Annotated in this window: 15 protein-coding genes; 14 read left to right on the top strand and 1 reads right to left on the bottom strand. The window is 75.6% G+C overall.

The annotated features are described in order from the left end of the window. The first annotated feature begins 23 nt into the window (after nt 1-23). The gene (locus tag MHY85_RS04690) at nt 24-971 is read left to right on the top strand and encodes a carbohydrate ABC transporter permease (RefSeq protein ID WP_239193585.1); all 948 of its coding nucleotides are present in this window, start codon (nt 24-26) and stop codon (nt 969-971) included. Then, entirely contained in the window at nt 968-1912 is a 945-nt protein-coding gene (locus MHY85_RS04685; RefSeq protein WP_239193583.1) for a carbohydrate ABC transporter permease, read from the top strand. Before MHY85_RS04690 ends, MHY85_RS04685 begins: the two co-directional genes overlap by 4 nt. 81 nt (nt 1913-1993) lie before the next feature. Here the strand turns inward: MHY85_RS04685 and ppdK are convergent, their stop codons facing one another. Next, nucleotides 1994-4705: a pyruvate, phosphate dikinase gene (ppdK, locus tag MHY85_RS04680; RefSeq protein WP_239193581.1), complete on the bottom strand. Its 2712-nt coding sequence runs from the start codon at nt 4703-4705 to the stop codon at nt 1994-1996. A 205-nt stretch (nt 4706-4910) separates the two neighbouring features. On the opposite strand from ppdK, the gene MHY85_RS04675 reads away from it, so the two are divergent. The 12 genes from MHY85_RS04675 to MHY85_RS04620 form a co-directional block, all read left to right on the top strand. Next, on the top strand, nt 4911-5921 hold the full coding sequence (locus MHY85_RS04675; protein WP_239193579.1) for a PhoH family protein: 1011 nt from the start codon (nt 4911-4913) through the stop codon (nt 5919-5921). A 52-nt stretch (nt 5922-5973) separates the two neighbouring features. Further along, nucleotides 5974-6426, top strand: coding sequence for an rRNA maturation RNase YbeY (gene ybeY, locus MHY85_RS04670; protein WP_154729469.1), 453 nt, complete (start codon nt 5974-5976; stop codon nt 6424-6426). Beyond that, nucleotides 6423-7739, top strand: coding sequence for a hemolysin family protein (locus MHY85_RS04665; protein WP_239193577.1), 1317 nt, complete (start codon nt 6423-6425; stop codon nt 7737-7739). The genes ybeY and MHY85_RS04665 overlap by 4 nt, the downstream gene beginning before the upstream one ends. Nucleotide 7740: 1 nt before the next feature. Then, nucleotides 7741-8658: a GTPase Era gene (gene era / locus MHY85_RS04660; protein WP_239193575.1), complete on the top strand. Its 918-nt coding sequence runs from the start codon at nt 7741-7743 to the stop codon at nt 8656-8658. Nucleotides 8659-8726: 68 nt separating this feature from the next. Further along, a complete protein-coding gene (locus MHY85_RS04655; RefSeq protein WP_308191316.1) occupies nt 8727-10223 on the top strand; it encodes a prolyl oligopeptidase family serine peptidase in 1497 nt (498 codons plus the stop codon). 76 nt (nt 10224-10299) lie between these two features. After that, the gene (locus MHY85_RS04650; RefSeq protein WP_239193573.1) at nt 10300-11136 is read left to right on the top strand and encodes a PP2C family serine/threonine-protein phosphatase; all 837 of its coding nucleotides are present in this window, start codon (nt 10300-10302) and stop codon (nt 11134-11136) included. Further along, nucleotides 11133-12461 (top strand): FHA domain-containing protein, encoded by a 1329-nt coding sequence (locus MHY85_RS04645; protein WP_239193571.1) that lies wholly within the window; start codon nt 11133-11135, stop codon nt 12459-12461. Before MHY85_RS04650 ends, MHY85_RS04645 begins: the two co-directional genes overlap by 4 nt. Then, nucleotides 12458-14053: a serine/threonine-protein kinase gene (locus MHY85_RS04640; protein WP_239193569.1), complete on the top strand. Its 1596-nt coding sequence runs from the start codon at nt 12458-12460 to the stop codon at nt 14051-14053. Before MHY85_RS04645 ends, MHY85_RS04640 begins: the two co-directional genes overlap by 4 nt. Continuing rightward, nucleotides 14050-19935 (top strand): Ig-like domain-containing protein, encoded by a 5886-nt coding sequence (locus tag MHY85_RS04635; RefSeq protein WP_239193567.1) that lies wholly within the window; start codon nt 14050-14052, stop codon nt 19933-19935. The genes MHY85_RS04640 and MHY85_RS04635 overlap by 4 nt, the downstream gene beginning before the upstream one ends. Before the next feature lie 78 nt (nt 19936-20013). Beyond that, complete coding sequence (locus tag MHY85_RS04630; protein WP_239193565.1) at nt 20014-20967, top strand: MoxR family ATPase; 954 nt, start codon at nt 20014-20016, stop codon at nt 20965-20967. A gap of 37 nt (nt 20968-21004) precedes the next feature. Further along, complete coding sequence (locus MHY85_RS04625; RefSeq protein WP_239193563.1) at nt 21005-22174, top strand: DUF58 domain-containing protein; 1170 nt, start codon at nt 21005-21007, stop codon at nt 22172-22174. After that, on the top strand, nt 22171-24092 hold a 1922-nt coding region (locus tag MHY85_RS04620; protein ID WP_239193561.1), incomplete at its 3' end, for a transglutaminase family protein. The genes MHY85_RS04625 and MHY85_RS04620, both read left to right, overlap by 4 nt.

The following is a 24092-nucleotide window of genomic DNA, read 5'->3' as shown; positions in this document are numbered from 1 at the left end:
CTCGAACGACGGAGTTCCGAGCGATGACCGCACCCGTCATGGCCCCACCCGCACCCGGCGGCGTCGCGCTGCCCCGGCGCCGCCGCAGGCGCGCCACCCTCGCCCGCCGGCGCACCCGGCTCGGCGTGCTCATGGTCCTGCCGGCCGTCGTCATGCTCGGCCTGTTCTTCCTGTGGCCGCTGACGCAGACGGTCCGGATGTCCTTCTACGACTGGCCGATGCTCGGCGAGCACACCTGGGTCGGGCTGCAGAACTACACGGACGCGTTGACCGACTCCGACTTCCTCGCGGCGGTCGGGTTCACGCTCCGGTACACGCTGATCGCCACGCCGCTGCTGTTCGCCGTGGCGCTGGTGCTGGCGCTGCTGGTCCGCGGGGGCACCCGCGCGGCGCGGGCGTTCCAGACGATCTGGTTCATCCCGGTCGTCATCGGCATGGCCGCCGCCTCCTACCTGTGGATGTACCTGTTCCAGCCCGACCTCGGCCCGGCCGCGGCGATCGGGGAGCGGGCCGGCCTCCTGGACGCGTCCCAGAACTACTTCGCCACGTTCACCTCAGCGCTCGTCATCGTGCTGGCGATGGTCACGTGGAAGGTGGTCGGCCTGCAGATGCTGCTGCTGTCCTCCGGGCTGCAGTCCATCCCGGTCGAGGTGACCGAGGCCGCGCGCATCGACGGCGCGGGGCGGTGGCAGGCCTTCCGGCACATCACGCTGCCGCTGCTACGCCCGACGCTCGCGCTCGTGCTGGTGTTCTCGGTCGCCGGGTCGCTGCTCGCGTTCGACCAGTTCTTCATCATGACCGCCGGCGGGCCGTCGAACTCGACGATCACCGCGGTGTTTCAGACCTACCGGACCTCCTTCATCCAGTTCGAGCTCGGCGCCGGTGCCGCGATGTCGGTGCTGCTCATGGTCGTCCTCGCGGCCGTGAGCGCCCTGCAGATGCTCCTGCTGAGGAACACGGACAACGCATGAGCACGCTGGTCGCCGCCGACGCCTCGGCCCTCGCCACCCCCGACCCGTCCCGGACCCCGGCGCGCCGCCGCCGCGGCCGGGTCCCGCGCACGATCGCCGAGGTCCGCGCGTCGATGCCCCGCCTCGCGTGGTGGGTCGTCTGCCTCTGCCTCGCGATCGTGTTCCTCTACCCGCTGTACGTGATGATCACGCAGAGCCTCAAGGCGCCCGCCGAGGCCGTCGCGGTCCCGCCGACGATGTTCCCGCACGACTGGTCGCTGGAGAACTACGCGGCGCTCGCGGACTCCTCGTCCGGGATCAGCCTGCTGCGCTCGCTCGGCAACTCGGTGCTGGTGTCGGTGTCCGTGACGCTGCTGACCACCGTGGTCGCCACGCTGGCCGGCTACGGGTTCGCCAAGCTGCCGTTCCGGGGCTCGGGGTTCATCTTCTTCCTGGCCCTGGTCGCGTTCATGGTGCCGTTCCAGGCGATCATCACCCCGCTGTTCCTGATCCTGCGGAACCTCGGCCTGCTCGGCTCGCTGCCCGGGCTGATCCTGGTGATCGCGACGTTCAGCCTGCCGTTCGGGCTGTTCCTCATGCGGAACACGTTCGCGGCGCTGCCCGGCAGCCTGGAGGAGGCCGCGATGATCGACGGCTGCGGGACGCTCGGCGCGATGCGCCGCGTGCTGCTGCCGGTGGCGCTGCCGGGCGTGATCTCCACCGCGCTGCTCACGTTCTTCACCGCGTGGAACGAGTTCTTCGCGACGCTGATCCTGCTGGTGGACCAGGACAGGTACACCCTGCCGGTCAGCCTGCAGATGCTGGCGTCCGGGCAGAACAACCAGCTGGACTGGGGCGTCATGCAGGCAGGGGTCACGGTGACGGTCGTGCCGTGCATCGTGATCTACCTGCTGCTGCAGAAGTACTACGTCAGCGGCCTGCTCTCGGGTGCCGTGAAGTAGCGGTCCGCCGCGGGCGGGCCGGGCGCCGCGCCGCCGCCTCCCCGGTGTCCCAACCGGGCGGGCGGCGCCGCGCGCGCCCCCTCACCGGGCGTCGGAGTCGGCTCCCTGGATCGCGGCCCTGCCGGCCTCGAGCCGCGCGACCGGAACCCGGAACGGCGAGCAGGACACGTAGTCCAGGCCCACCGAGTCGAAGAACCGGATCGACTCCGGGTCACCACCGTGCTCGCCGCAGACGCCGACCGTGAGGTCCGGGCGGGTCGCCCGGCCCTCCTCCACGGCGATGCGGACGAGCCGACCGACGCCCTTCGTGTCGATGGTCTCGAACGGGGACACGGTGAGCACCCCGTTCGCGAGGTACTCCGGGAAGAACGCCCCCTCGACGTCGTCCCGGGAGAAGCCCCACGTGGTCTGCGTGAGGTCGTTGGTGCCGAACGAGAAGAACTGCGCGACCTCGGCGATCCGGTCGGCGGTGAGCGCCGCGCGCGGCAGCTCGATCATGACGCCGACCGGGAGGTCCAGGTCGACCCCGCGGGCGGCGCCGACCTCGGCCATGATCCGCAGCGCCTCGTCGCGGACCAGGTGCAGCTCCATCACGGAGCCGACCAGCGGCACCATGATCTCCGCGTGCGGCGTGCCGCCGGCCTCGAGCCGGTCGGCAGCCGCCTCGCAGACCGCGCGGATCTGCAGGGCGAACAGCCCGGGCACCACCAGGCCGAGCCGCACGCCGCGCAGCCCGAGCATCGGGTTGGCCTCGTGCATCCGGCGCACCGCGGCCAGCAGCCGGGTGTCGTGGTCGTCCTCCTCGCCGCGCTCCCGGGCGAGCGCCACCTTCACGGCCAGGTCGGTGAGGTCGGGCAGGAACTCGTGCAGCGGCGGGTCGATGAGCCGGATGGTGGTCGGCAGGCCGTCCATCTCGGTGAGCAGCGCGCGGAAGTCCTCGCGCTGCAGCGGCAGCAGGGCGTCCAGCGCCGCCTGGCGCTCCGCGTCGTCGTCGGCGAGCACGACCCGCTCGACCAGCACCCGCCGCTCGCCGAGGAACATGTGCTCGGTGCGGCACAGCCCGATGCCCTGGGCGCCGAGGGTGCGCGCCCGGCGGGCGTCCTCGGCGGTGTCGGCGTTGGCGTGCACCCGCAGCCGCCGGGTGTCGTCGGCGTGGGTGAGGATGCGGTCCACGGACCGGACGAGCTCGGCCGTCTCCTCGTCCTGCCCGGCCAGCGCCAGCGCGGCGTCGATGCCCTCGCCGAGGTACGTGCTGACGGGGGAGGGGACGACCGGCACGGCGCCGAGGTAGACCTCGCCGGTGGAGCCGTCGATCGCGACGACGTCGCCCTCGGCCACCTCGTGCCCGGCCACCGTCATCGACCGCGCCGCGGGGTCGATGACGAGCGCGTCGGCACCGACCACGCAGGTCAGGCCCATGCCGCGCGCCACGACCGCCGCGTGGGACGTCTTGCCGCCGCGGGCGGTGAGCACGCCGACCGCGGCGATCATGCCGCCGAGGTCGTCCGGGTTGGTCTCCCGGCGGATCAGCACGACGTCCTCGCCGGCGGCGGCGCGCGCCTCCGCCGTCGCCGAGTCGAACACGGCGTGACCCACCGCGGCGCCGGGGGAGGCGGCCATGCCGGTGGTGAGCAGGGTGCGCTCGGCGCGGGCGTCGAACCGGGGGAACATCAGCTGGGAGAGCTGCGCGCCGCTGACCCGGGCCAGCGCCTCGTCCATCGTGATGAGGTGCTCGTCGACCAGCTGGGTGGCGATCCGGAACGCGGCCGGTGCCGTGCGCTTGCCGACCCGGGTCTGCAGCATCCAGAGCTTGCCGCGCTCGACGGTGAACTCGACGTCGCACAGGTCGCGGTAGTGCGTCTCCAGCCGGCGCATGGCCTGGCGCAGCTCGCCGTAGGCCTGCGGGGACACCTGCTCCATCTCGGCCAGGCTCAGCGTGTTCCGGATGCCGGCCACGACGTCCTCGCCCTGGGCGTTCGCCAGGTAGTCCCCGTAGTCGCCGGAGTGGCCGGTGGCGGGGTCGCGGGTGAACGCCACGCCGGTGCCGGAGGTCGGCCCGAGGTTGCCGAACACCATGCTGACGACGTTGACCGCGGTGCCGAGGTCGTCCGGGATGCGCTCGCGGCGCCGGTACAGCCGGGCGCGGTCGGTGTTCCAGGACCGCAGCACCGCGACGATCGCCAGGTCGAGCTGCTCGCGCGGGTGCTGCGGGAACTCGCGACCCGACTCGGAGCGGACGATGTCCTTGTACGCCTCGACGAGCTGGCGCAGGTCCGCCGCGTCGAGGTCGACGTCCTGCTCGACGCCCTTCGCCGCCTTCGCCTTGTCGAGCGTGTCGGCGAACAGGTCGCCGTCGATGTCGAGGACGGTCCTGCCGAACATCTGGATCAGGCGCCGGTAGGAGTCCCACGCGAACCGCTCGTCCTGCGCGAGCTCGGCGAGCCCGATGACGGACGCGTCGTTGAGCCCGACGTTCAGCACGGTCTCCATCATCCCGGGCATGGAGAACTTGGCGCCGGAGCGCACGGAGACGAGCAGCGGCTCGTGGAAGTCGCCCAGCCCGCGACCCAGCGCGTCCTCGAGCCGGCGCAGCGCCATCGTGACCTGCACGCGCAGCTCGGGCGGCAGGTGCCCGGTGCGCATGTAGGCGCGGCAGGCGTCGGTGGTGATGGTGAAGCCGGGCGGCACCGGCAGGCCGAGGCGGGTCATCTCGGCGAGGTTCGCGCCCTTGCCGCCGAGCAGGTCCTTCTGGTCCTTGCCACCCTCGGAGAAGTCCTGGACGTAGCTGGCCACGTGCACCTCCGGTACGACCGCGGGGGCGTCGTTGCACCCGCCCTCCTACTGTGCTCCCCGCGGTCGCGGTCCGGTAGGGCCATCGGTACCTGGCGGAGGCGCCACGCGGCGGGGAGAATCCGGGGGCGGTCCGTCGGCGGCGGTCGGTAGGATGGGGGGACCAGCACCTCCTCGAGGAACGGAGCGCACGGCGCACGCCGAGCACATGGCCGAGACCACACCTGATCGCCCGCGGCGATCGCTCCCCGGCGCCGCCCGGGTCGAGCACCGGATCACGATCCCGTCGAGCGTGTCCATGGTCGAGCTCCTGGGGATGGACGACCAGGTCCTGCGCGCCGTGGAGAGCGGCTTCCGCACGGTCGACGTGCACGTGCGGGGCAACGAGATCACCCTGGCCGGCCCCGCCGGGGACGTCGCCCTCGTGGCGCGCCTCGTCGACGAGCTGGTCGAGACCGCCGTCGCCGGCACCCCGCTCACCCCGGACGTCGTGACGCGGTCCGTCGCGATGCTCACCGCCGGCACCGCCACGCGCCCGGCCGACGTCCTGACGTTCAACATCCTGTCCAGCCGCGGCCGCACCATCCGGGCCAAGACGGCCGGCCAGAAGGAGTACGTCGACGCGATCGACCGGAACACGATCACGTTCGGCATCGGCCCGGCCGGCACCGGCAAGACCTACCTGGCGATGGCCAAGGCCGTGCAGGCGCTGCAGGCCCGCCAGGTCAACCGCATCGTGCTCACCCGCCCGGCGGTCGAGGCGGGGGAGCGGCTCGGGTTCCTGCCCGGCTCGCTCAGCGACAAGATCGACCCCTACCTGCGGCCGCTGTACGACGCGCTGCACGACATGGTCGACCCGGAGTCGATCCCGCGGCTGATGGAGGCGGGCACGATCGAGGTCGCGCCGCTCGCCTACATGCGCGGCCGCACCCTCAACGACTCCTTCATCATCCTGGACGAGGCGCAGAACACCTCCGCCGAGCAGATGAAGATGTTCCTCACCCGCCTGGGCTTCGGCTCCAAGGTGGTCGTGACCGGCGACGTCACCCAGGTCGACCTGCCGTCCGGCACGACCTCCGGCCTCCGCGTCGTGGAGTCGATCCTCGACGACGTGGACGACGTCGCCTTCTGCCGGATGTCCTCCTCCGACGTCGTCCGCCACCGCCTGGTCAGCGACATCATCGACGCCTACGCACGCTGGGACAGCACCAAGAGATGAACTCACCCCACGAAACCGCTCGCTGCGCTCGCGCTTCCGCGGGGGCCCCGAGATGAGCATCGAGGTCAACAACGAGTCCGGCCACGAGGTCGACGAGGCGGAGTTCGCCGCGCTCGCCCGCTTCGTCCTGGACCAGATGCACGTGCACCCGCAGACCGACCTGTCGATCCTGTTCGTCGACACCGAGGTCATGACGGACCTGCACGTGAAGTGGATGGACGAGCCCGGCCCCACGGACGTGCTGTCGTTCCCGATGGACGAGCTGCGCCCCGGCCGCGCCGACGAGCCGACGCCCGCCGGGCTGCTCGGCGACGTCGTGCTGTGCCCCGAGGTCGCCGTGGAGCAGGCGCGCACCGCCGGGCACTCGACCGTCGAGGAGCTGCTGCTGCTGACCACGCACGGGATCCTGCACCTGCTGGGCTACGACCACGCGGAGCCGGAGGAGGAGAAGGAGATGTTCGGCCTGCAGCGCCAGCTGCTGCTGACCTTCCTCGCAGGACGATGACCGCCGGCGTCCCTCTCGGGCTGCTCGCCGCCCTGACGGTCCTGGCCGTGCTCGTGGCGGCCGTGCTGTCCGCGGGCGAGGCGGCGGTGCTGCGGCTGTCCCGCGGCGTCGTCGCCGACCTGCTGGCGTCCCGGCACCCCGCCGCGGAGCGGGTGCGCCGCCTCACCGAGGACCGGACCGCCGTCGCGGGGTCGGCGGGCGTCGTCCGGCTGCTGTGCGAGATGGTCGCGGCCGTCTGCCTCACGCTCGCGATCGCAGCCTCGTCGCTGCCCTGGGCGGCCGAGCTGGTGGTGGCGGTGCTCGCCTGCGCCTTCCTCACGGTGGTGCTGGCCCGGCTGAGCCCGCGGTCGCTCGGCCAGCGGTACCCGCGCCAGGTGCTCACCACGACGTCCCGCCTGCTGCTCGCCGTGCGGTCGGTCGCCGGCCCGCTGGTCCGGGTCGCCCCGGCGGCGGGCACCGACCTGGACTCCGAGGAGCTGCGCGAGATGGTCGAGCGCGTCGGGGAGTCGCCGGCGATCGACCTGGACGAGCGCGCGATGGTGCGCTCGGTGCTCGGGCTCGGCGACACCCTGACCCGCGAGGTGATGGTGCCGCGCACCGACATGGTCACCACGCACGAGGCCACGCCGCTGCGCAAGGTGCTGTCGCTGCTGCTGCGGTCCGGCTACTCCCGGGTCCCGGTGGTCGGCGAGGGCGTGGACGACCTGCGGGGCGTGCTCTACCTCAAGGACCTGGTGCGCCGGATGCAGGACGACCCGGAGGGCGCGGAGGCGCCCGCCGGGTCGCTGGTGCGGCCCGCCGTGTTCGTCCCCGAGTCCAAGCCGGTCGACGAGCTGCTGCGCGAGCTGCAGGCCGGCGCCAGCCACATCGCGATGGTCGTCGACGAGTACGGCGGCATCGCCGGCCTGGTGACGATCGAGGACGCCCTGGAGGAGATCGTCGGCGAGCTGACCGACGAGCACGACCCGCACGCCCCGCAGGTCGAGGACCTGGGCGGCGGGACGTTCCTGGTGCCGGCCCGGCTCGCCAAGGACGAGCTCGGCGAGCTGTTCGGGCTCGACGTCGACGACGACGACGTGGACACCGCCGGCGGCCTGCTGGCCAAGGCGCTCGGCAAGGTGCCGATCCCGGGCTCGGCGGGCGAGATCCACGGCCTGCGCCTCGTCGCGCAGGGCACGGAGGGCCGGCGCAAGCGGGTCGCGCGGGTGCTCGTCTCCCGCGCCCCGGAGCCCGACGACGACGACCAGCCCGGCGAGCCCCGCGAGACCGCCGACCGCGCGGCCGCCCCCATCCCCGAACCGACGGACCACTGACATGACCCAGACCCCCGTGCCCCACCGTTCCGGCTTCGCCTGCCTCGTCGGCCGGCCCAACGCCGGCAAGTCGACGCTCACCAACGCGCTGGTCGGCCAGAAGGTCGCGATCACCTCCGGGCGGCCGCAGACCACCCGGCACACGATCCGCGGCATCGTGCACCGCCCCGACGCCCAGCTCGTCCTGGTGGACACGCCCGGGCTGCACCGCCCGCGGACGCTGCTCGGCGAGCGGCTGAACGACCTGGTGCGGGACACGCTCACCGAGGTCGACGTCGTGGGGTTCTGCCTGCCGTCGGACCAGAAGGTCGGCCCGGGCGACCGGTTCATCGCCGAGCAGCTCGCCCAGCTCGGCCGCCGCACGCCGGTGGTCGCGATCGCCACCAAGGCGGACCTGGTCGGCAAGCAGCGCCTCGCGGAGCACCTGCTCGCGGTGTCCGAGCTCGGCGACTGGGCCGACATCGTGCCGGTGTCCGCGGAGTCGGGCTACCAGGTCGACGTCGTCGAGCAGGTGCTCGTCGGGCACCTCCCGGAGGGCCCCGCGCTGTACCCGGAGGGCGAGCTGACCGACGAGCCGGAGGCCGTGATGGTCGCCGAGCTGGTCCGCGAGGCCGCCCTCGAGGGCGTGCGCGACGAGCTGCCGCACTCGCTCGCGGTCGTGGTGGACGAGATCGTGCCCCGGGAGACCGGCGACGGCGAGACCCCGATGCTCGACGTCCGGGTGCACCTGTTCGTCGAGCGCGACAGCCAGAAGGCCATCGTCATCGGCCGGGGCGGCTCGCGGCTCCGTGAGGTCGGCACCCGCGCGCGCCGCGGGATCGAGGCCCTGCTCGGGTCCCGGGTGTACCTGGACCTGCACGTCAAGGTCGCGAAGGACTGGCAGCGCGACCCGAAGCAGCTCGGGCGGCTGGGCTTCTGAGCGCCGCGACCACTCAGCGCGACCGGGAGGTCCCCCCGGGGGAGCACCGGGGTGGGGATAATCGCGACGTGCGCTACCGGACCGCCGCGGGGACCGTCGTGGGCGCGGTGGTGCTCGCCGTGCTCGGCGCCCTCATGGGCCCGCAGTGGGCGCCGGTCCCGCTGACCGACCCGCTGACCGTCCAGGCGTCGTCCACGGCGATCACCGGGGCGCCCGCCCTCGGCACCTACCCGGTGCGGTCCTCGGTGGTCACCGTCTCGCTCGACGGGACGGACGTCGAGGCGCGGCTGCTGGAGCCGATCGGCGTCGAGGGCGACGTCCCCGGCGTCGTGTTCGTGCACGGCGCGGGGACGGGGAGGTACGAGGACGCGTTCGTCGACCAGGCGCGGGCGCTCGCGGAGTCGGGCGTCGCGGCCCTGGTGCCGAACAAGCGGCTGGACACGTACACGCTGCGGCACCGCGACTACGTGGCGATGGCCGACGACTACCTGCGCTCGTTCGACCTGCTGCGCGGCGTGCCCGGCGTCGACCCGGCGCGCGTCGGCGTCTACGCCGAGAGCGAGGGCGCCTGGATCGCCCCGGTCATGGCCGCGGAGCAGCCGGACGTCGCGTTCGTGGTGCTCGCGTCCGCGCCGGTCGTGCCGCCGCGGCAGCAGGCCGCGTTCGCCGTCGACTCCTACCTGCGGAACACGGGCGTCCCGCAGCAGGTGTTCCGGGCCATCCCGCGGGCCGTCGGCATGTCCCTGCCCGGCGGCGGGCTCGACTACGCCGACTTCGACGTCGCGCCGTACCAGCGCCGGATGACCCAGCCGGTGCTGGTCGTCTACGGCACCGCCGACGCGTCCATGCCGGTCGTCCAGGGGGCGGAGCAGATCATCCGCGACCTGGCGATCGCCGGGAACACCGACTACACCGTGCGGTACTACCGCGGCGCCGACCACGGCATCCGGGTGGACGCGGTGGTGGCGCCGTCGTTCCTGCACGACCTGTCCGGCTGGGTGCTGGGGCTGCCGGAGACCGCGGCCGCGCCGCCGCGGATCGCCGGCCAGCAGCCGGAGCAGCTGTACTGGGCCGGCCCGGTGCCGCAGCCGCGGTGGCTGGGGGACGGCGACGTGCTGCTGTTCCTGGTCGTGGGCGCCGTCGGCGTGCTGGTGCTGCTGCCCGCCGGGCGGCTCGCGGTCGTCGGGGTCCGGCGGGTGCGGGGCCAGGAGCCCGGCCCGGGCCGGGACCGCGCGCTCACCCGGCGGCTGGCGCTGCTGTCCGCGGCGTCGGTCGCGACCGTCGTCGTGCTGGTCTGGTACCTCGTGGCGGTGGCGCGGCTCGCGGTCGGCTACGAGCGCAACGGCTGGGTCGTGCAGGGCGGCTGGATCGGCGTGCGGCTGCTCGGGCTGGTCGCGGTGTCCGCGGCGGCGGCCGTCGTGGTGCGCCTGCGCCGGCTGCGGCGGGCAGGGGAGCCGATGGCGCACGGGGTGCTCGGGCACGCCGTCCTGTGGGGCACCTGCGCCGCCAGCGCCGCCCTGCTGGTGGTGCTGGCGTACTGGGGCGTGTACCAGCTCGGCATCTGACGGTGTGGACGATGCGGTGGGTGGGGCCGCGACCAGGCACCATGGTGCCTGCCAGGGCGACGAGGGGAGAGCACGGGTGCGCACGACGTGGGGTTCGGCGACCGACCGCGGGCGGGTGCGCGCGCTCAACGAGGACGCGCTGCTCGCCCACCCGCCGGTGTTCCTGGTCGCGGACGGCATGGGCGGGCACGAGGCGGGCGACGTCGCGAGCCGGCTCGCGGTCGAGGAGTTCGGCGCCCTCGCCGGGCGGTCCGCCGTGGACCCGTCCGACCTGCACGCGTGCTTCCGCAGCGCCGCCCGCCGGATCCGCGGCGCCTTCGAGCGGCGCGAGGGCGGCACGACGGTCGCCGGGGTGGCCCTCGGCGAGCAGGACGGCGCCCCGCACTGGCTGGTGTTCAACGTGGGCGACTCGCGGGTCTACCGGTGGGCCGACGGGGAGCTCGCGCAGCTGACCGTCGACCACTCGGTGGTGCAGGAGCTGGTGGACTCGGGCGCCCTCAGCCGGGACGCGGCCGAGCAGCACCCGGAGCGGCACGTGCTGACCCGGGCCCTGGGCACCGGTGCGGACCCCGAGCCCGACTACTGGATGCTGCCCGCGCGGCCCGGCGACCGCCTGCTCGTGTGCTCCGACGGCGTGACCGGCGAGCTCGCGCCCGCCGACCTGGCCGACGTGCTGGACCGGGTCCCGGGGGCCGGCGCGGCCGCCGCGGAGCTCGTCCGCCGTGCCGTCGAGGCGGGCGGCCGGGACAACGCCACCGCGGTCGTGGTGGACGCGGTCGACGACGACGCGGACGGGACGGATTCACCCGGATGGCTCGCGTTCGGCACCCGTCCTGCCGATAGGACATGGGACGAGACGGTCGACGGGGCCACCATCCCGCGACCGCGAAGCCACCAGGAGGACCGTCGGTGATCGTGCCCGAGTACACCCCCGGCGAGTGGTACGCCGTCGTCGCCGGAGGCGTCGTGCTGCTGCTCGCCCCGTCGACCCCGCCGGAGATCGTCCGCGACGTCTGGGCCACCGCGCCCGAGCGCGGCGGCGGCCTGGGCGCGCAGCTCGACGCCCTCGTCCGGCACGGCATCGGCGGGCTGCACCCGTTCGCGGCGGTGGACCTGGCCGGCGGCCGGGTGCACACCGCGCTGCGCGGCGACGTCGAGGTCGAGGTCGTCCGCGGCACCCGCGCGGAGGTGCTGTCCGCGCCCGAGGTCGTGTCCTGGTCCGAGCGCTCGGTCGGCTCCGCCGAGGAGGTCACCGTCCGGGTGTCCGGCGCCGGCCGCGGCCCCGCGCTGCCCATCGTGAGCGGCGTGGTGCGCGCGTCCCGGGTGCGGGTGCGGCTGACCGGCGCCGAGCCGGCGCGGGAGGTCGACGCCGCACCGTCCGAGCCCGTGGTGCTGCCCGCGGCGCCGACGCCCGTGGCCGTGGCGCCCGCGCGCGAGGCGGCGGCCGCCGAGGTCGCGCCGGAGCCGAGCCCGGTCCGGGTCCCCGCGACGGCGCCGGCGGACGAGCCGTCCGGCACGGAGGTCGTCGAGGGCGTCCCGGCGACCGGGGAGGTCGTGGAGGGCGAGCTCGTCGGGCCCGAGGTGGTCGAGGACGCGCCGGCGGCGGACGCCCCCAGCGGCGCCGCCCCTGCCGCCCCTGCCGCCCCGGTCGTCCCGGCGCCCGCGCAGCCCTCCGTCCCGCCGCGGGCGCCCGCGCCGGTGCTGCCCGGCCCGGCGTCCGCGGACGACCACGACGGCCTGACCATCCTCAGCGGCGAGCTCGCCTCGATCCGCCAGCACCTGCCGTCCTGGGCCGTGTCCCAGACCGGCGACTGGCCGTCCGGCGGGGTCGTGCCCACGCCGGCCCCCGCGCCGGGCGTGTCCGGCGCGCTCCCGGTGACGGCCGCCGCGACCGCCCCGGCGCCGCGCCTGGCGCTGTCCACGGGCGCCCTCGTCCCCGTCGACGGGGTCGTGCTGATCGGCCGCGCGCCGCAGGCCGACCGCGCGCCCGACGGCACCGAGGCGCGCCTCGTCACCGTGCCCAGCCCCGAGCAGGACATCTCGCGCACCCACGCCGAGGTCCGCCTCGAGGCCGGCCGCGTGCTGGTCACCGACCTGTACTCCACCAACGGCATCACCGTCGCGTCCGGCGCCCTGCCGCCGCGGCGCGTCACCGCGGGCGAGCCCGTCGCCGTCGGAGAGGGGGACGTCGTCGACCTGGGCGACGGCGTGACGTTCACCGTGGAGCCGGGTGCGTGAACCGTCGTCGTGAGGCCTCGCAGCCGCCGCACCTGCCCGGCTACGCGGTGCAGCGGCTGCTGGGCTCCGGGGGCTCCGCCGACGTGTTCCTGTACGAGCAGGACCTGCCGCGGCGCCCGGTCGCCGTCAAGGTGCTGCTCGCGAGCGTGGACGCGGACGCGCGTGAGGCCTTCGAGCGCGAGGCGGACCTGACGGCCCGGCTCTCGCACCACCCGTCGATCGTGACGGTCCACCAGGCGGGCGTGGCCGGCGACGGCCGGCCGTACCTGGTGATGGAGTACTGCGCGCGACCCGGCCTGGGCCAGCGGTACCGCTCGGAGCGGTTCGAGGTCGCCGAGGTGCTGGAGCTCGGCGTCCGGCTGGCCTCGGCGGTCGAGACCGCGCACCGGGCGGGCATCCTGCACCGGGACATCAAGCCCGGGAACGTGCTGACCAACGACTTCGGCCGCCCGGTGCTCACCGACTTCGGCATCGCGTCCACCGTGGACGCGGGCGGCCCTGCCGTCGGCATGTCCATCCCGTGGGCGGCGCCCGAGCTGCTGGCGGTCGAGCCGCACGGTGACGCACGCTCCGACGTCTACTCGCTCGCCGCGACGCTGTTCTCCGCGCTCGCGGGCCGGTCCCCGTTCGAGCGTCCGGGGGGCGGCAACGAGGCCGCCGACCTGGTGGGCCGCATCGAGCGCGGCGCCCCGGTGCCGTTCGTCCGCGACGACGTCCCGGACCGCCTGCGCACCGTGCTGGCCCGCGCGATGGCGCGGGAGCCGCAGCAGCGGCACGCCCGCGCGCTGGACCTGGCGCAGGACCTGCGGGCGGTGCAGGCGGACCTCGGGCTGCCGGTCACGGCGCTGGACGTCGAGGAGCACGCCGGACGGGCGGGCGCCCCCGCCGCGTCCGCGGCGGCCCCTGCCGACGCCACCCGCGTGCGGCCGGTCGTGGAGGTCGCGCCGCACGGCGCGCCGTCGGCCGCCGCGCCGGGCGGGCCCGCCGGGCCCGCGTCCGCCGTCGCGCCCGTCGGCCCGCCGCTCGACCTCGGCTCCGGCCCGGACGCCACCCGGCTCCGGCCGGTCGTCGCCGTGCGCCCCGGTGCTGCCCCCGCGGCCCCCGCCGGCGACGCGGGCCCCGAGCTCGTCGCCGCCCCCGTGCACGAGGTGCACCCCGGCACCGCGGCCCGGTCCCGGACCGGGCGGGTGCTCGCGGCGGTCGGCTCCGTGGTCGCGATCGCCGCGGCCGTGGTCGCCGTCGTGTGGCTCGCCGACCGGCCGGAGACCGATCCCGGCCCGGCCGCCGGCACCGAGTTCCCCGGCCCGGCCAGCACCCTGGGGCAGACCGTGCCGGCGCCCACGAACCTGTTCGGCGCCCGCCAGCCGGACGGCACCGTCGTGTTCACCTGGACCAACCCCGACGAGCAGGACGGCGACACCTACCTCTGGGGCGTGCGCACCGCCACGGGCGAGCCGCAGCTCGAGATCGTCGACGAGCCCACCGTCACCGTCACGCCGCCGGCGGAGGGCGGCGAGGTGTGCGTCGAGGTCTCGATCGTGCGGGCCGACCGCCGCGCGTCCACCGTCCCGGCACAGGGGTGCGCGGCGTGAGGACCTGGAACCGCAGGAAGGTCGCGTCCACCGCGGCCGTCGTCACCGTGCCCGCGGTGCTCGCCACGCTCGCGATCGTGAACCCCGGGTTCCCGCTCGCGCAGGTCGACCTCAACGACGGGGCGGTGTGGCTGACCTCCACGAGCACGCTCCAGGTCGGCCGGTACAACGCCCAGGTCGAGGAGCTGAACGCGGGGCTGGTCGCGAGCAGCACGGAGTTCGACGTGCTGCAGGACGCCGGGGACGTGCTCCTCGTGGAGGCCGGGACGCTGACCGTGGTCGACCCCGCCGGGGTCACCGCCGCCGCGCAGGTCGCGGTCCCCGCGGGCGCCCAGGTGTCGATGGCGGGCGGCACGGTGGCGGTGATGGACACCGAGGGCCAGGCGTGGGTCCGGTCCTTCGACGACCTGCCGCTGCTCCAGGTGGCGGCCGACGAGCCGGACGCCGACGTCGGCGCGGGCGGCGTCATCACCGCCTCGGTCACCGGCGACGCGTTCGCGGTCGCCGGGACCACCGGGGAGGTCACCCGGCTCACGCCGACGGCGGGCGGCCCCGCGACGGCCGAGGAGGCCCCTGCGCTGGACGGCCCCGTCGAGTCGCTCACCGCGGTGGGCGACGTGCCGGTCGGCCTGGACGGGGACACCGTCCGCACCCCCGGCGGGTCGAGCGCGCTCGGGCTCGCGCAGCCCGTGCTGCAGCAGCCCGGCCCGGCGGCCGGCACCGCGCTGGTCGCGGGCAGCACCGGCCTGGTCGAGGTGGCGCTGTCCTCGGGGGACGTCGCCGCCGAGCACGAGGCGGGCGGCTCCGGCGCGCCCGCCGCGCCGGTCCGGGTCGGGTCCTGCGCGCACGCGGCCTGGCCGACGGCGGCCGACAACTACCTGGAGCTGTGCGCCGACGCCGCGCCGCGGCTCGAGTCGCTCGCGGGCGTCACCGCGACGGACCACCTGGTGTTCCGGGTGAACCGGCAGGTCGTCGCCCTGAACGAGACCGTCGACGGCCGGCTGTGGCTGCCGCTGGAGGACACCGAGGTCCGGGAGCCCGACTGGACGGACGTGGTCCCCGAGGAGCAGCCGCAGGACGAGACCGACCGGGCCGAGGGCGACCGCACCACGCAGGAGCTGGTGCCCGAGTGCTCGCCCACGTCCGCCGCCCCGAACGCCGTCGACGACGCGTTCGGCGTGCGCGCCGGCCGCACCACGATCCTGCCGGTCATCGACAACGACACGTCGTCGGACTGCGGCATCCTCGTGCTCAGCGAGGTGGACCCGCTGCCCGCCGAGTTCGGCACCCTGCAGCAGGTCTACGGCGGGCGGGCGCTCCAGGTCGCCGTGCCGGCGGACGCCTCCGGCTCGGTGACGTTCGCCTACTCGATCAGCGACGGCCGCGGCACCGCGGCGCCGTCCACCGCGCAGGTCACGCTCACCGTCCGCGACCCGGCGGTGGACGAGCCGCCGGTGCAGGACCGCACCGGCGAGATCCGCGTCGAGCAGGGCCAGACCGCGACCTACCCGGCGCTCGCCGACTTCTCCGACCCCGACGGCGACCCGCTGACCCTGGTGGGCGCCACGGCCGAGAAGGGCACCGCGCGGTTCCGCCAGGACGGCACGCTGACCTACGTGGCCGACGGCGGCGAGCTCGGCCGGGACGTCGTGCACGTGGTCGTCTCGGACGGCACGTCCACCACCGAGGGCACCGTCGACGTCGACGTGCGCGCGATCGGCTCGCTGGACCTGCAGATCGACCCGGTGCACGCCGTGACGTACGTCGACCAGGACGTCGAGCTGCGCCCCCTGGACGCGGTCCGCACGTTCGGCGCGGAGCAGCCGCGGCTGGCCGGCGTCGAGGACGTGCAGGGCACCACGATCACGCCCGACCTGGACGCCGGCACGTTCTCGTTCCGCGCGGCCCAGGCCGGCACGTTCTACGTGAGCTTCACCGTCACCGCCCCGCCGCAGCAGGCGACCGGCGTGGCGCGCATCGACGTGCGGGAGCGACCCGAGCAGGTCGAGCCGCCGATCGCGGTCGCGGACGACGCCTGGCTGCCGTCGGGCGGGGAGACCACCGTCGACCCCCTGGCCAACGACACCGACCCGGCCGGCGGGGTGCTGGTGCTGCAGAGCGTCTCCGCGCCCGACGGGCTGCGGGTCGCCGTGCGGCAGCGGAGCCTCGTCACGATCTCGGCGGTCGGCGCGCTCAGCGAGCCCGTGACGCTGCAGTACGTCGTCTCCAACGGCACCGCCAGCGCGACCGGCCAGATCCTGGTGCGCCCCGTGCCGGCCTCCGCGACCCCGCAGCCGCCGGTGGTGCCGAACGTCACCGCCGACGTGCGGACCGGCGGGGTCGTGACGATCCCGGTCCTGGACGGCGCGTCCGACCCCGACGGCGACGCCATCGCGCTGCAGCCCGACCTGGCGGAGCCGCTGGGCGACGGCGAGGGCCTCCTGTTCGTCTCCGGGGACAACCTGCGGTACCAGGCGCCGGCGACGCCCATGACCGTGCACGCGACGTTCGTCGTGCGGGACGCCACCGGCATGGAGACGGCCGCCACCGTGACCGTGCGCGTGCACGAGTCCGACCCGGAGACCAAGGCGCCGCCGAAGCCGCGCGCCCTGACCGCGCGGGTGTTCGCGGGCGAGACGGTGCGGATCCCGGTGCCGCTGGTCGGCATCGACGCGGACGGCGACGGCATCACGCTGCTCGGCGTCGCGTCCGCCGGCACGAAGGGCCGGGTCACCACCGTCGGAGCGGACTTCCTCGAGTACGAGGCGCTGCCCGACGAGGCCGGCACCGACACGTTCACCTACGCGGTCGAGGACTGGACCGGCCAGCGCGCCGTCGCCACCGTCCGGGTCGGCATCGCGGCCCGGCCCGGCGACAGCAACCGCGTGGTCGCCCGGGACGACACCATCACCGTCCGCCCGGGGCAGACCGTCGAGGTGCGGGTCCTGGAGAACGACACCGACGTGCTGGGCGGCGAGCTGTCCGTCCGGGACGACCTGGAGGTCGACCCCGGCATCACCGCGACGCTGTCCGGCAGCCGCGTGGTGGTGCGGGGCGACACCGCCGGCGTGTTCACCATCGGGTACACGGCGGTCAACGAGCGCGGGGCGGCCAGCGGCGCCGCGCTCTCGGTGACCGTCGACCCGGACGCCCCGGTGCTGGCACCGATCCCGCGGGACGTCGTCGTGCCGCCGGTCGACACGGTCGGCCGCACCAGCGTGGACGTCGACGTGCTGGCGGTCGCGCAGAACCCCAGCGGCCCCATCGGCGACCTGCGGGTGTCCGTGCCCGGCAGCGCGGCGTCCGTGGCGACGGTGCGTGCCGACGGCACCATCACCGTCACGCTGGCCGAGACCGCGCAGACCATCCCGTACCTGCTGACCAACATCACGGCCGAGGACGTCAGCGCCTACGCGTTCATCTCGGTCCCCGCGCTCGGCTTCTTCCCGCCGACCGCCCGGCCCCGCGCGCCCGAGCTCCGGGTCGCGAACGGCGAGACCCTGACCATCCCGCTCGACGAGCAGGTCCAGGTCGCGCCCGGCCGCACCGCGCAGGTCGCCGACGCGACCGCGGTGACGGCGACCCGCTCCGACGGCTCCGCGCTCGTCGCCGACTCCACGACGGTGCAGTTCCGGCCCGCCCCCGGCTACGTCGGCCCCGCGTCGATCACCGTGCCCGTGACCGACCGGACGGGACCGGGGGACACGTCCGCGCGGACGTCCGTGATCACGCTGCCGATCACGGTGTACACGCTCGACGACTACCCGCCGACGTTCGTGCCGTCCATGCTCGAGGTCGGGCCGGGCGAGGCGCCCACCACCGTCGACCTGCAGGCCTTCACCCAGGGCGTCGAGGGCGCGTCCGGGCAGGACACCTTCACCTACCGGCTGACCGGCGACGTGCCGGCGGGGTTCACCGCCTCACTCCAGGGCAGCAGGCTGTCCGTCGCGTCCGACGTCGGCACCCCGAAGGGCACCCGCGGCACGCTGCCGCTCGAGCTCGGCTACGGGCGTGCCGGGAAGATGGCCGTCCAGGTCGAGGTGCGGACCGTGGCGAGCACCCGGCGGGTCGCCACGCTGCAGAACATCTCGATCGGCGACGCCGTCCAGGGCCAGGACCGCGTGGTCGACGTCCTCGCCGGCGCCTCCAACCCGTTCCCCGACCAGCCGCTCCGGGTCGTCAGCGCCACCGTGGAGACGCCCGGGACGGGCACCGCCTCGGTGTCCGGCTCCGACGTCGTGGTGCGCCCGTCGGCCGACCTGGTCGGGCAGATGGTCGTGCGCGTGCGGGTCCGGGACGCCACCGACGACAGCGCCCGCGAGGTCGCCTCCAGCATCACGCTCCGCGTGCGCGGCAAGCCCGCCACCCCCGCCGCGCCCCGCGTCGGCGAGGTCCGCGACGGCACCGTCGTGCTGACCTGGACCGCGCCGGACGGCCGCGGCGAGCCGATCCAGGCCTACCGGGTGACGTCGAGCCCGGAGGGCAAGGTCACCGAGTGCGCGAGCACCACCTGCACCATCGGCGGGCTGACGAACAACGTGGAGTACACGTTCACCGTCGAGGCGCGGAACGCCGTCGGCTGGTCCGACCCGAGCCCGGCGTCCGCCGTCGCGCGCCCGGACGCCGTGCCGTCCACGCCGAACGCGCCGCGGTGGACGGCGTTCGGCGACGGCGAGCTCACCGCGCAGTGGGACGTGCCGGCCACGACCGGGTCGCCGGTGACCTCGTACACGCTGATGATCTCGCCCGCGCCGCCGGGCGGGTCCGCCTCGGTCACCACCAGCGGGACGTCGTACACGTTCCGGGGGCTCGCGAACGGCACGGCCTACTCCGTGCAGGTGCGGGCGCACAACCGCGCCCCGGAGCCCAGCGCGTGGAGCGCGCCCTCGGCGACGGAGACGCCCTCGGCCCCGCCGGGCATCCCGACGGTCCGCGCGCAGTCCGTCGCGTCCCCGGAGGGACGCCAGATCGACGTCGCCTGGGACCCGCCGACGTCCAACGGCGCGCCGGTGCTGCGGTACTACCTGACGATCTCCGGCGGGCCGGGCGAGGGCACGTTCCCCCTGGGCGCGGACCGGCTCGGCTACTCGCTCACGGGTGCCCAGAACGGCGCGGAGTACACCTTCCAGGTGGTCGCCGAGAACCGCGCCGGTCGCTCGCAGGCGGGCTCCGCACGCGCGGTGGCGTTCGGCGTCCCCGCGACGGCGGGCGCGCCGCGGTTCGTCGGGGCGTCCTCCGACGCCGAGGCCGGGCAGGGCTGGGTCGACGTCGAGTGGGACCGGGTGGACGGCAACGGCGCGCCGGTCACGGACTACCAGGTCGGGACGTCGGCGGGCTCCGTGCAGCGCACCGGCGAGCGGTCGGCCCGGATCAACGGGCTCGGCGCCGGTGCCCGGGTCTCCGTCACGGTGCAGGCGTGCAACCAGCGCGGGTGCGGCGCGGTGGGCCCTGCGGCCACCACCACTGCCGACCAGGTCCGCACCCGACCTACCGCCCCGACCGGGCTGTCCGTCGTCGCCTCGGCGAGCGGCGGCGGAAACGGCCGGCCGGACACGGCGCAGCTCGCGTGGAGCCCGCCGGGCGACACGGGCGGCAACGCGATCGAGCGCTACGAGTTCACGCTCACCGGCTGGCGGCCGTGGGAGACGATCTCCCGGCCCGACCCGGGCGGGGCGACCACGGTCACGGTCGGCCTCGACGGCGACCGGAGCGTCTCGAACCCGACGGACCTGACGCTGCGGGTGCGCGCCCGCACGGCCGCCGGCTGGGGACCGTGGGCCGAGGTCACCCAGCGGGTGTCCTGGACCGAGCCGGGACCCGAGACGCCGCCGGGCTCCGGCGAGACGGATCCTCAACCGCCGGGCGACGGCTCCTCCGGATGACCCCCCACCTGCCGATCGGGTGATGGGCCCCGCACGACACGACCCCACGACAGACAGCACCGACAGGAGACACCCCCGATGACCCCCGAGCAGTCCGCCTGGTTCGCCGAGACGTTCGCCGGCCTGGTGGGCAACGTGTCCCGCGCGGTGCTGGGCGCCGACCGCCCGGTGCGGCTCGTGCTGACCGCGATGATCGCCGAGGGCCACGTGCTGCTGGAGGACGCCCCGGGCACCGGCAAGACCTCGCTGGCCAAGGCGATCGCGGCGTCCGTCCAGGGCACCCACCAGCGCATCCAGTTCACCCCGGACCTGCTGCCCAGCGACGTCACCGGCGTCACGATCTGGGACCAGGGCGCGCGCACGTTCCAGTTCCACCCGGGCCCGGTGTTCACCTCGGTGCTGCTGGCGGACGAGATCAACCGCGCCTCGCCCAAGACGCAGTCCGCGCTGCTCGAGGTGATGGAGGAGGGTCACGTCACGGTCGACCGGGACACCCACCCGGTGGGCCGGCCGTTCGTCGTGATCGCGACGCAGAACCCGGTCGAGCAGGCGGGCACCTACCGGCTGCCCGAGGCGCAGCTCGACCGGTTCCTGGTCCGCACGTCGCTCGGCTACCCGGACCGCACCGCGACGGTGGAGATCCTGTCGGGCGCCCGGGACCGCACCCGCGAGCTGGAGGCCGTCGTCACGACCGCCGGCGTGGTGGAGATGGCCGAGCTCGCGCAGACGGTGCACGTGGACGGCTCGGTGCTCGACTACGTCGCCCGCCTGATCGAGGGCACCCGCGAGGACCCGCAGACCTCGCTCGGCGCGAGCGTGCGCGGCGGCCTGGCGCTGGTGCGCGTCGCGCGGGTCCAGGCCGCGGCGGCGGGCCGGGCGTACGTCGTCCCGGACGACGTCAAGGAGCTCGCCGTCCCCGTGCTGGCGCACCGCCTGGTGCTCGACCCCGAGGCCGACTTCCTCGGGGCGACGTCCACCCAGGTGGTCGAGCGCGTGCTGTCCGCGACCCCGCCGCCGGTGGCGCGCGCGTGAGGTCGGCCGACGTGGGGGTGCACCCGGGAGGTGCGGCGTGAGGCGCTCGCGCACCCGGCTCTCCGGCGTGGGCTGGGGCGCGGGGCTGCTGGGCGCGGCCGCCGCGGCCGCCGGCGTGCTGCTGGGCTGGGCCGAGCTCGCCGCGCTCGGCGCCGTCGGCGTCGCCGCGCTGCTGGTCGCCGTCGCGATGACCTGGGGCCGGCTACCGCACGCGGTGCGGCTCGACCTGGCGGACCGGCGGGTGCGCGTGGGGGAGCGGGCGTTCGGCGGCGTCGTGGTGTCCGCCCCCGCCGGGCGGCGGACGCGCGCCGTGCGGCTGGAGCTCCAGGTCGGCGAGGGCCGGGCGGAGCTGGACGTGCCGTCCCTCGCGCCCGGCGCGGAGCACGAGGAGCTGTTCGCCGTGCCCACCGACCGGCGCGCGGTCGTCACCGTGGGCCCGGTGCGCGCGGTGCGCGGCGACCCGCTCGGCCTCGCGACCCGGCACGCCGTGACCACGGGCTCGGAGGAGCTCTACGTGCACCCGCGCGTCGTCATGCTCACCGGCGCCGACGCGGGCCTGCTCCGCGACCTCGAGGGCGGGTCCACCCGCGACCTGTCCGACATGGACCTGGCGTTCCACGCGCTGCGTGACTACGTGGTCGGCGACGACCGGCGGTCGATCCACTGGCGCACGACCGCCCGCCGCGGCCAGCTCACCGTGAAGCAGTACGAGGACACCCGGCGCACCCAGACGGCCGTCGCCCTCGCGACCGACCCGCGGGACTACCGGCACGCCGAGGACGACGCGGAGCTCGAGCTCGCGGTCAGCGTGGTCGCCTCGCTGGGCGTGCACGTGCTGGCCGAGGAGCACCCCCTCGCCGTGCTCGCCGGCCCCGGCCGGGTGCGGACCACCGCCCGCCGCCCGCTGCTGGACGACTGCTCCGGCATCACCTGCGGCCCGGACGGCACCGGCTCGCGCCTGCTCGGCCGGCGGGTCGCCCGCGAGGCGGCGGACGTGACGCTGGCGTTCCTCGTGACCGGCTCCGTCGTGCCCGCGGCCGACCTGCGCGCCGCCGCACGGCACGTGCCCGAGGGCACCCGGACGATCGTGGTGAGCTGCGTGCCCGGCGCCGAGGTCGAGGTGCGCACGCAGCGCACCCTCAGCCTGGTGCGGCTCGGCGCGCTCGACGACCTGCCCCGCGCCCTGCGACTGGCGGCGGCGGCATGACGACGACGACCGAGACGCACACGGGGTCCGGCCCGGCCGGGCCCGCGACCGCCGCCCGGCCCGGGACCGCGGCGCCCGGCGTGCCGACGCCGCCCGGCCCGCCCGACGACGGCCGCCCGCGCTCCGGCGGCTCCGGCCCGCAGCCCGCCGGTGCGGAGCGTGCGCGCCGCGGCGTGCCCCGCGGCGGCCGGGCCGTCGTCGACGTGCTGGTGCTCGCCGGCGCCGTGCTCGCCGCGCTGACGCCACTGCTGCCCGTCTACGGCGGCTCGGTGCTCCTCGCCCCCGTGGTCGGGGGTGTGCTGCTCGGCGCGGCCGTCGCCGTCCTGTCCGCGTGGGCGCGCTGGTCGCCGCCGGTCACGACCGCCGTGCTGCTCGTGGTGACCGTGGTGCTCGGCGGGCCGCTGGCCACGCCGGACCAGACCGTCGGCGGCGTCGTGCCGACGCTGGCGTCGATCGTCTCGGTCGTCCGCGGCGCCGCGCTGGGCTGGAAGGACGTGCTGACCCTGCAGCCGCCGCTCGGCGGTTCGGGCTGGCTGCTGGTCCCGCCCTACCTGCTCGCCGTCGTCGGGACCGCGGTGGCCGTGCGGCTCGCCCTCGGTGCCGGCCGGGCCGCCCCGGCCGCCGCGCTGCTGCCGCCCGTGGTCCTCGCCGCCGCCGTGCTGCTCGGCGCGCACACCACCGTCGCCCCCGTCGCCGTCGGCACGGCGGTCGCCGTCGTCCTGCTGGTGTGGGCGTCCTGGCGGTCCGGCCGGCTGCGGACCCGGCGCCCCGTCGCGCTCGTGCTGCTGGTGGCGCTGGCCGGGGGAGCGGGCGTCGCGGCGGGCACCGCGGTGGAGTCCGGGCGCGACCGGTACGTGCTCCGCGACGCGCTCATCCCGCCCTTCGACCCGCGCGACTACGCCAGCCCGCTGTCCGCGTTCCGCAAGTACGTGAAGGACGACGACACCGTCGAGCTGTTCACGGTGCAGGGGCTGCCCGCGGGAGCCCGGGTCCGGCTCGCGACGTTCGACCGGTTCGACGGCGTCGTGTGGAACGTCGCCGGGGACGGCTCCTCGCGCGCGTCCGGCGAGTTCCGCCGGGTCGGCGAGGTGGTGAGCGAGCAGGCAGCCGAGGACGCCGACGCCGTCGAGGCGTCCGGCACCGGCGGCGAGCGCGTCGAGGTGCGGATCCAGGTGGACGGCCTGACCGGCGTGTGGCTGCCGACCGTCGGCGACGCGGTGTCGGTGCGGTTCGACGACACCGAGGCGCAGTCGCGGCTCCGGTTCAACGACGCGACCGGCGCGGCCGTGCTCACCGGCGGCCTGGACGACGGCCTGGGCTACGCCCTCGACGCGGTCGTGCCGGCCGAGCCCGACGACGAGCAGCTCGGCTCCGCTGCCGGCAGCGCCCTCGACCTCCCCGAGCCCCAGGGCGTGCCGGACGCGGTGTCCACCGCGGCGGGCGACGCCGCGCGCGAGGCCGAGACCCCCGCGCAGGTCGCCCGCGCCCTGGAGCAGGCGCTGTCCGAGCGCGGGTTCTTCTCGCACGGCCGGACCGACCAGGGCGACTACCCCTCGCTGTCCGGGCACGGCGCGGACCGGGTGGCGACGCTGCTCGGCGGCGACCTGATGGTCGGGGACGACGAGCAGTACGCGTCCGCAATGGCGCTCATGGCCCGGGAGATGGGCCTGCCCGCCCGGGTCGTCATGGGCTTCGTGCCCGGCGAGGACGAGGACGACGACGTGGCTGCGACGCCCGCCGCGCCCGTCGACCCGGACGCCCCGGTGGTCGTCACCGGCGCGGACGTGCACGCGTGGGTCGAGATCGCGTTCGAGGGCCACGGCTGGGTCACGTTCGACCCGACCCCGCCCGAGAGCCAGACCCCGCAGGACGAGCAGGAGACCAGCCAGGCCGACCCCGAGCCCCAGGTCGCCCAGCC

This window comes from Cellulomonas sp. ACRRI (assembly GCF_022346185.1).
GTDB lineage: Bacteria > Actinomycetota > Actinomycetes > Actinomycetales > Cellulomonadaceae > Cellulomonas.
This window is presented reverse-complemented; position numbering and strand designations above follow the sequence as displayed.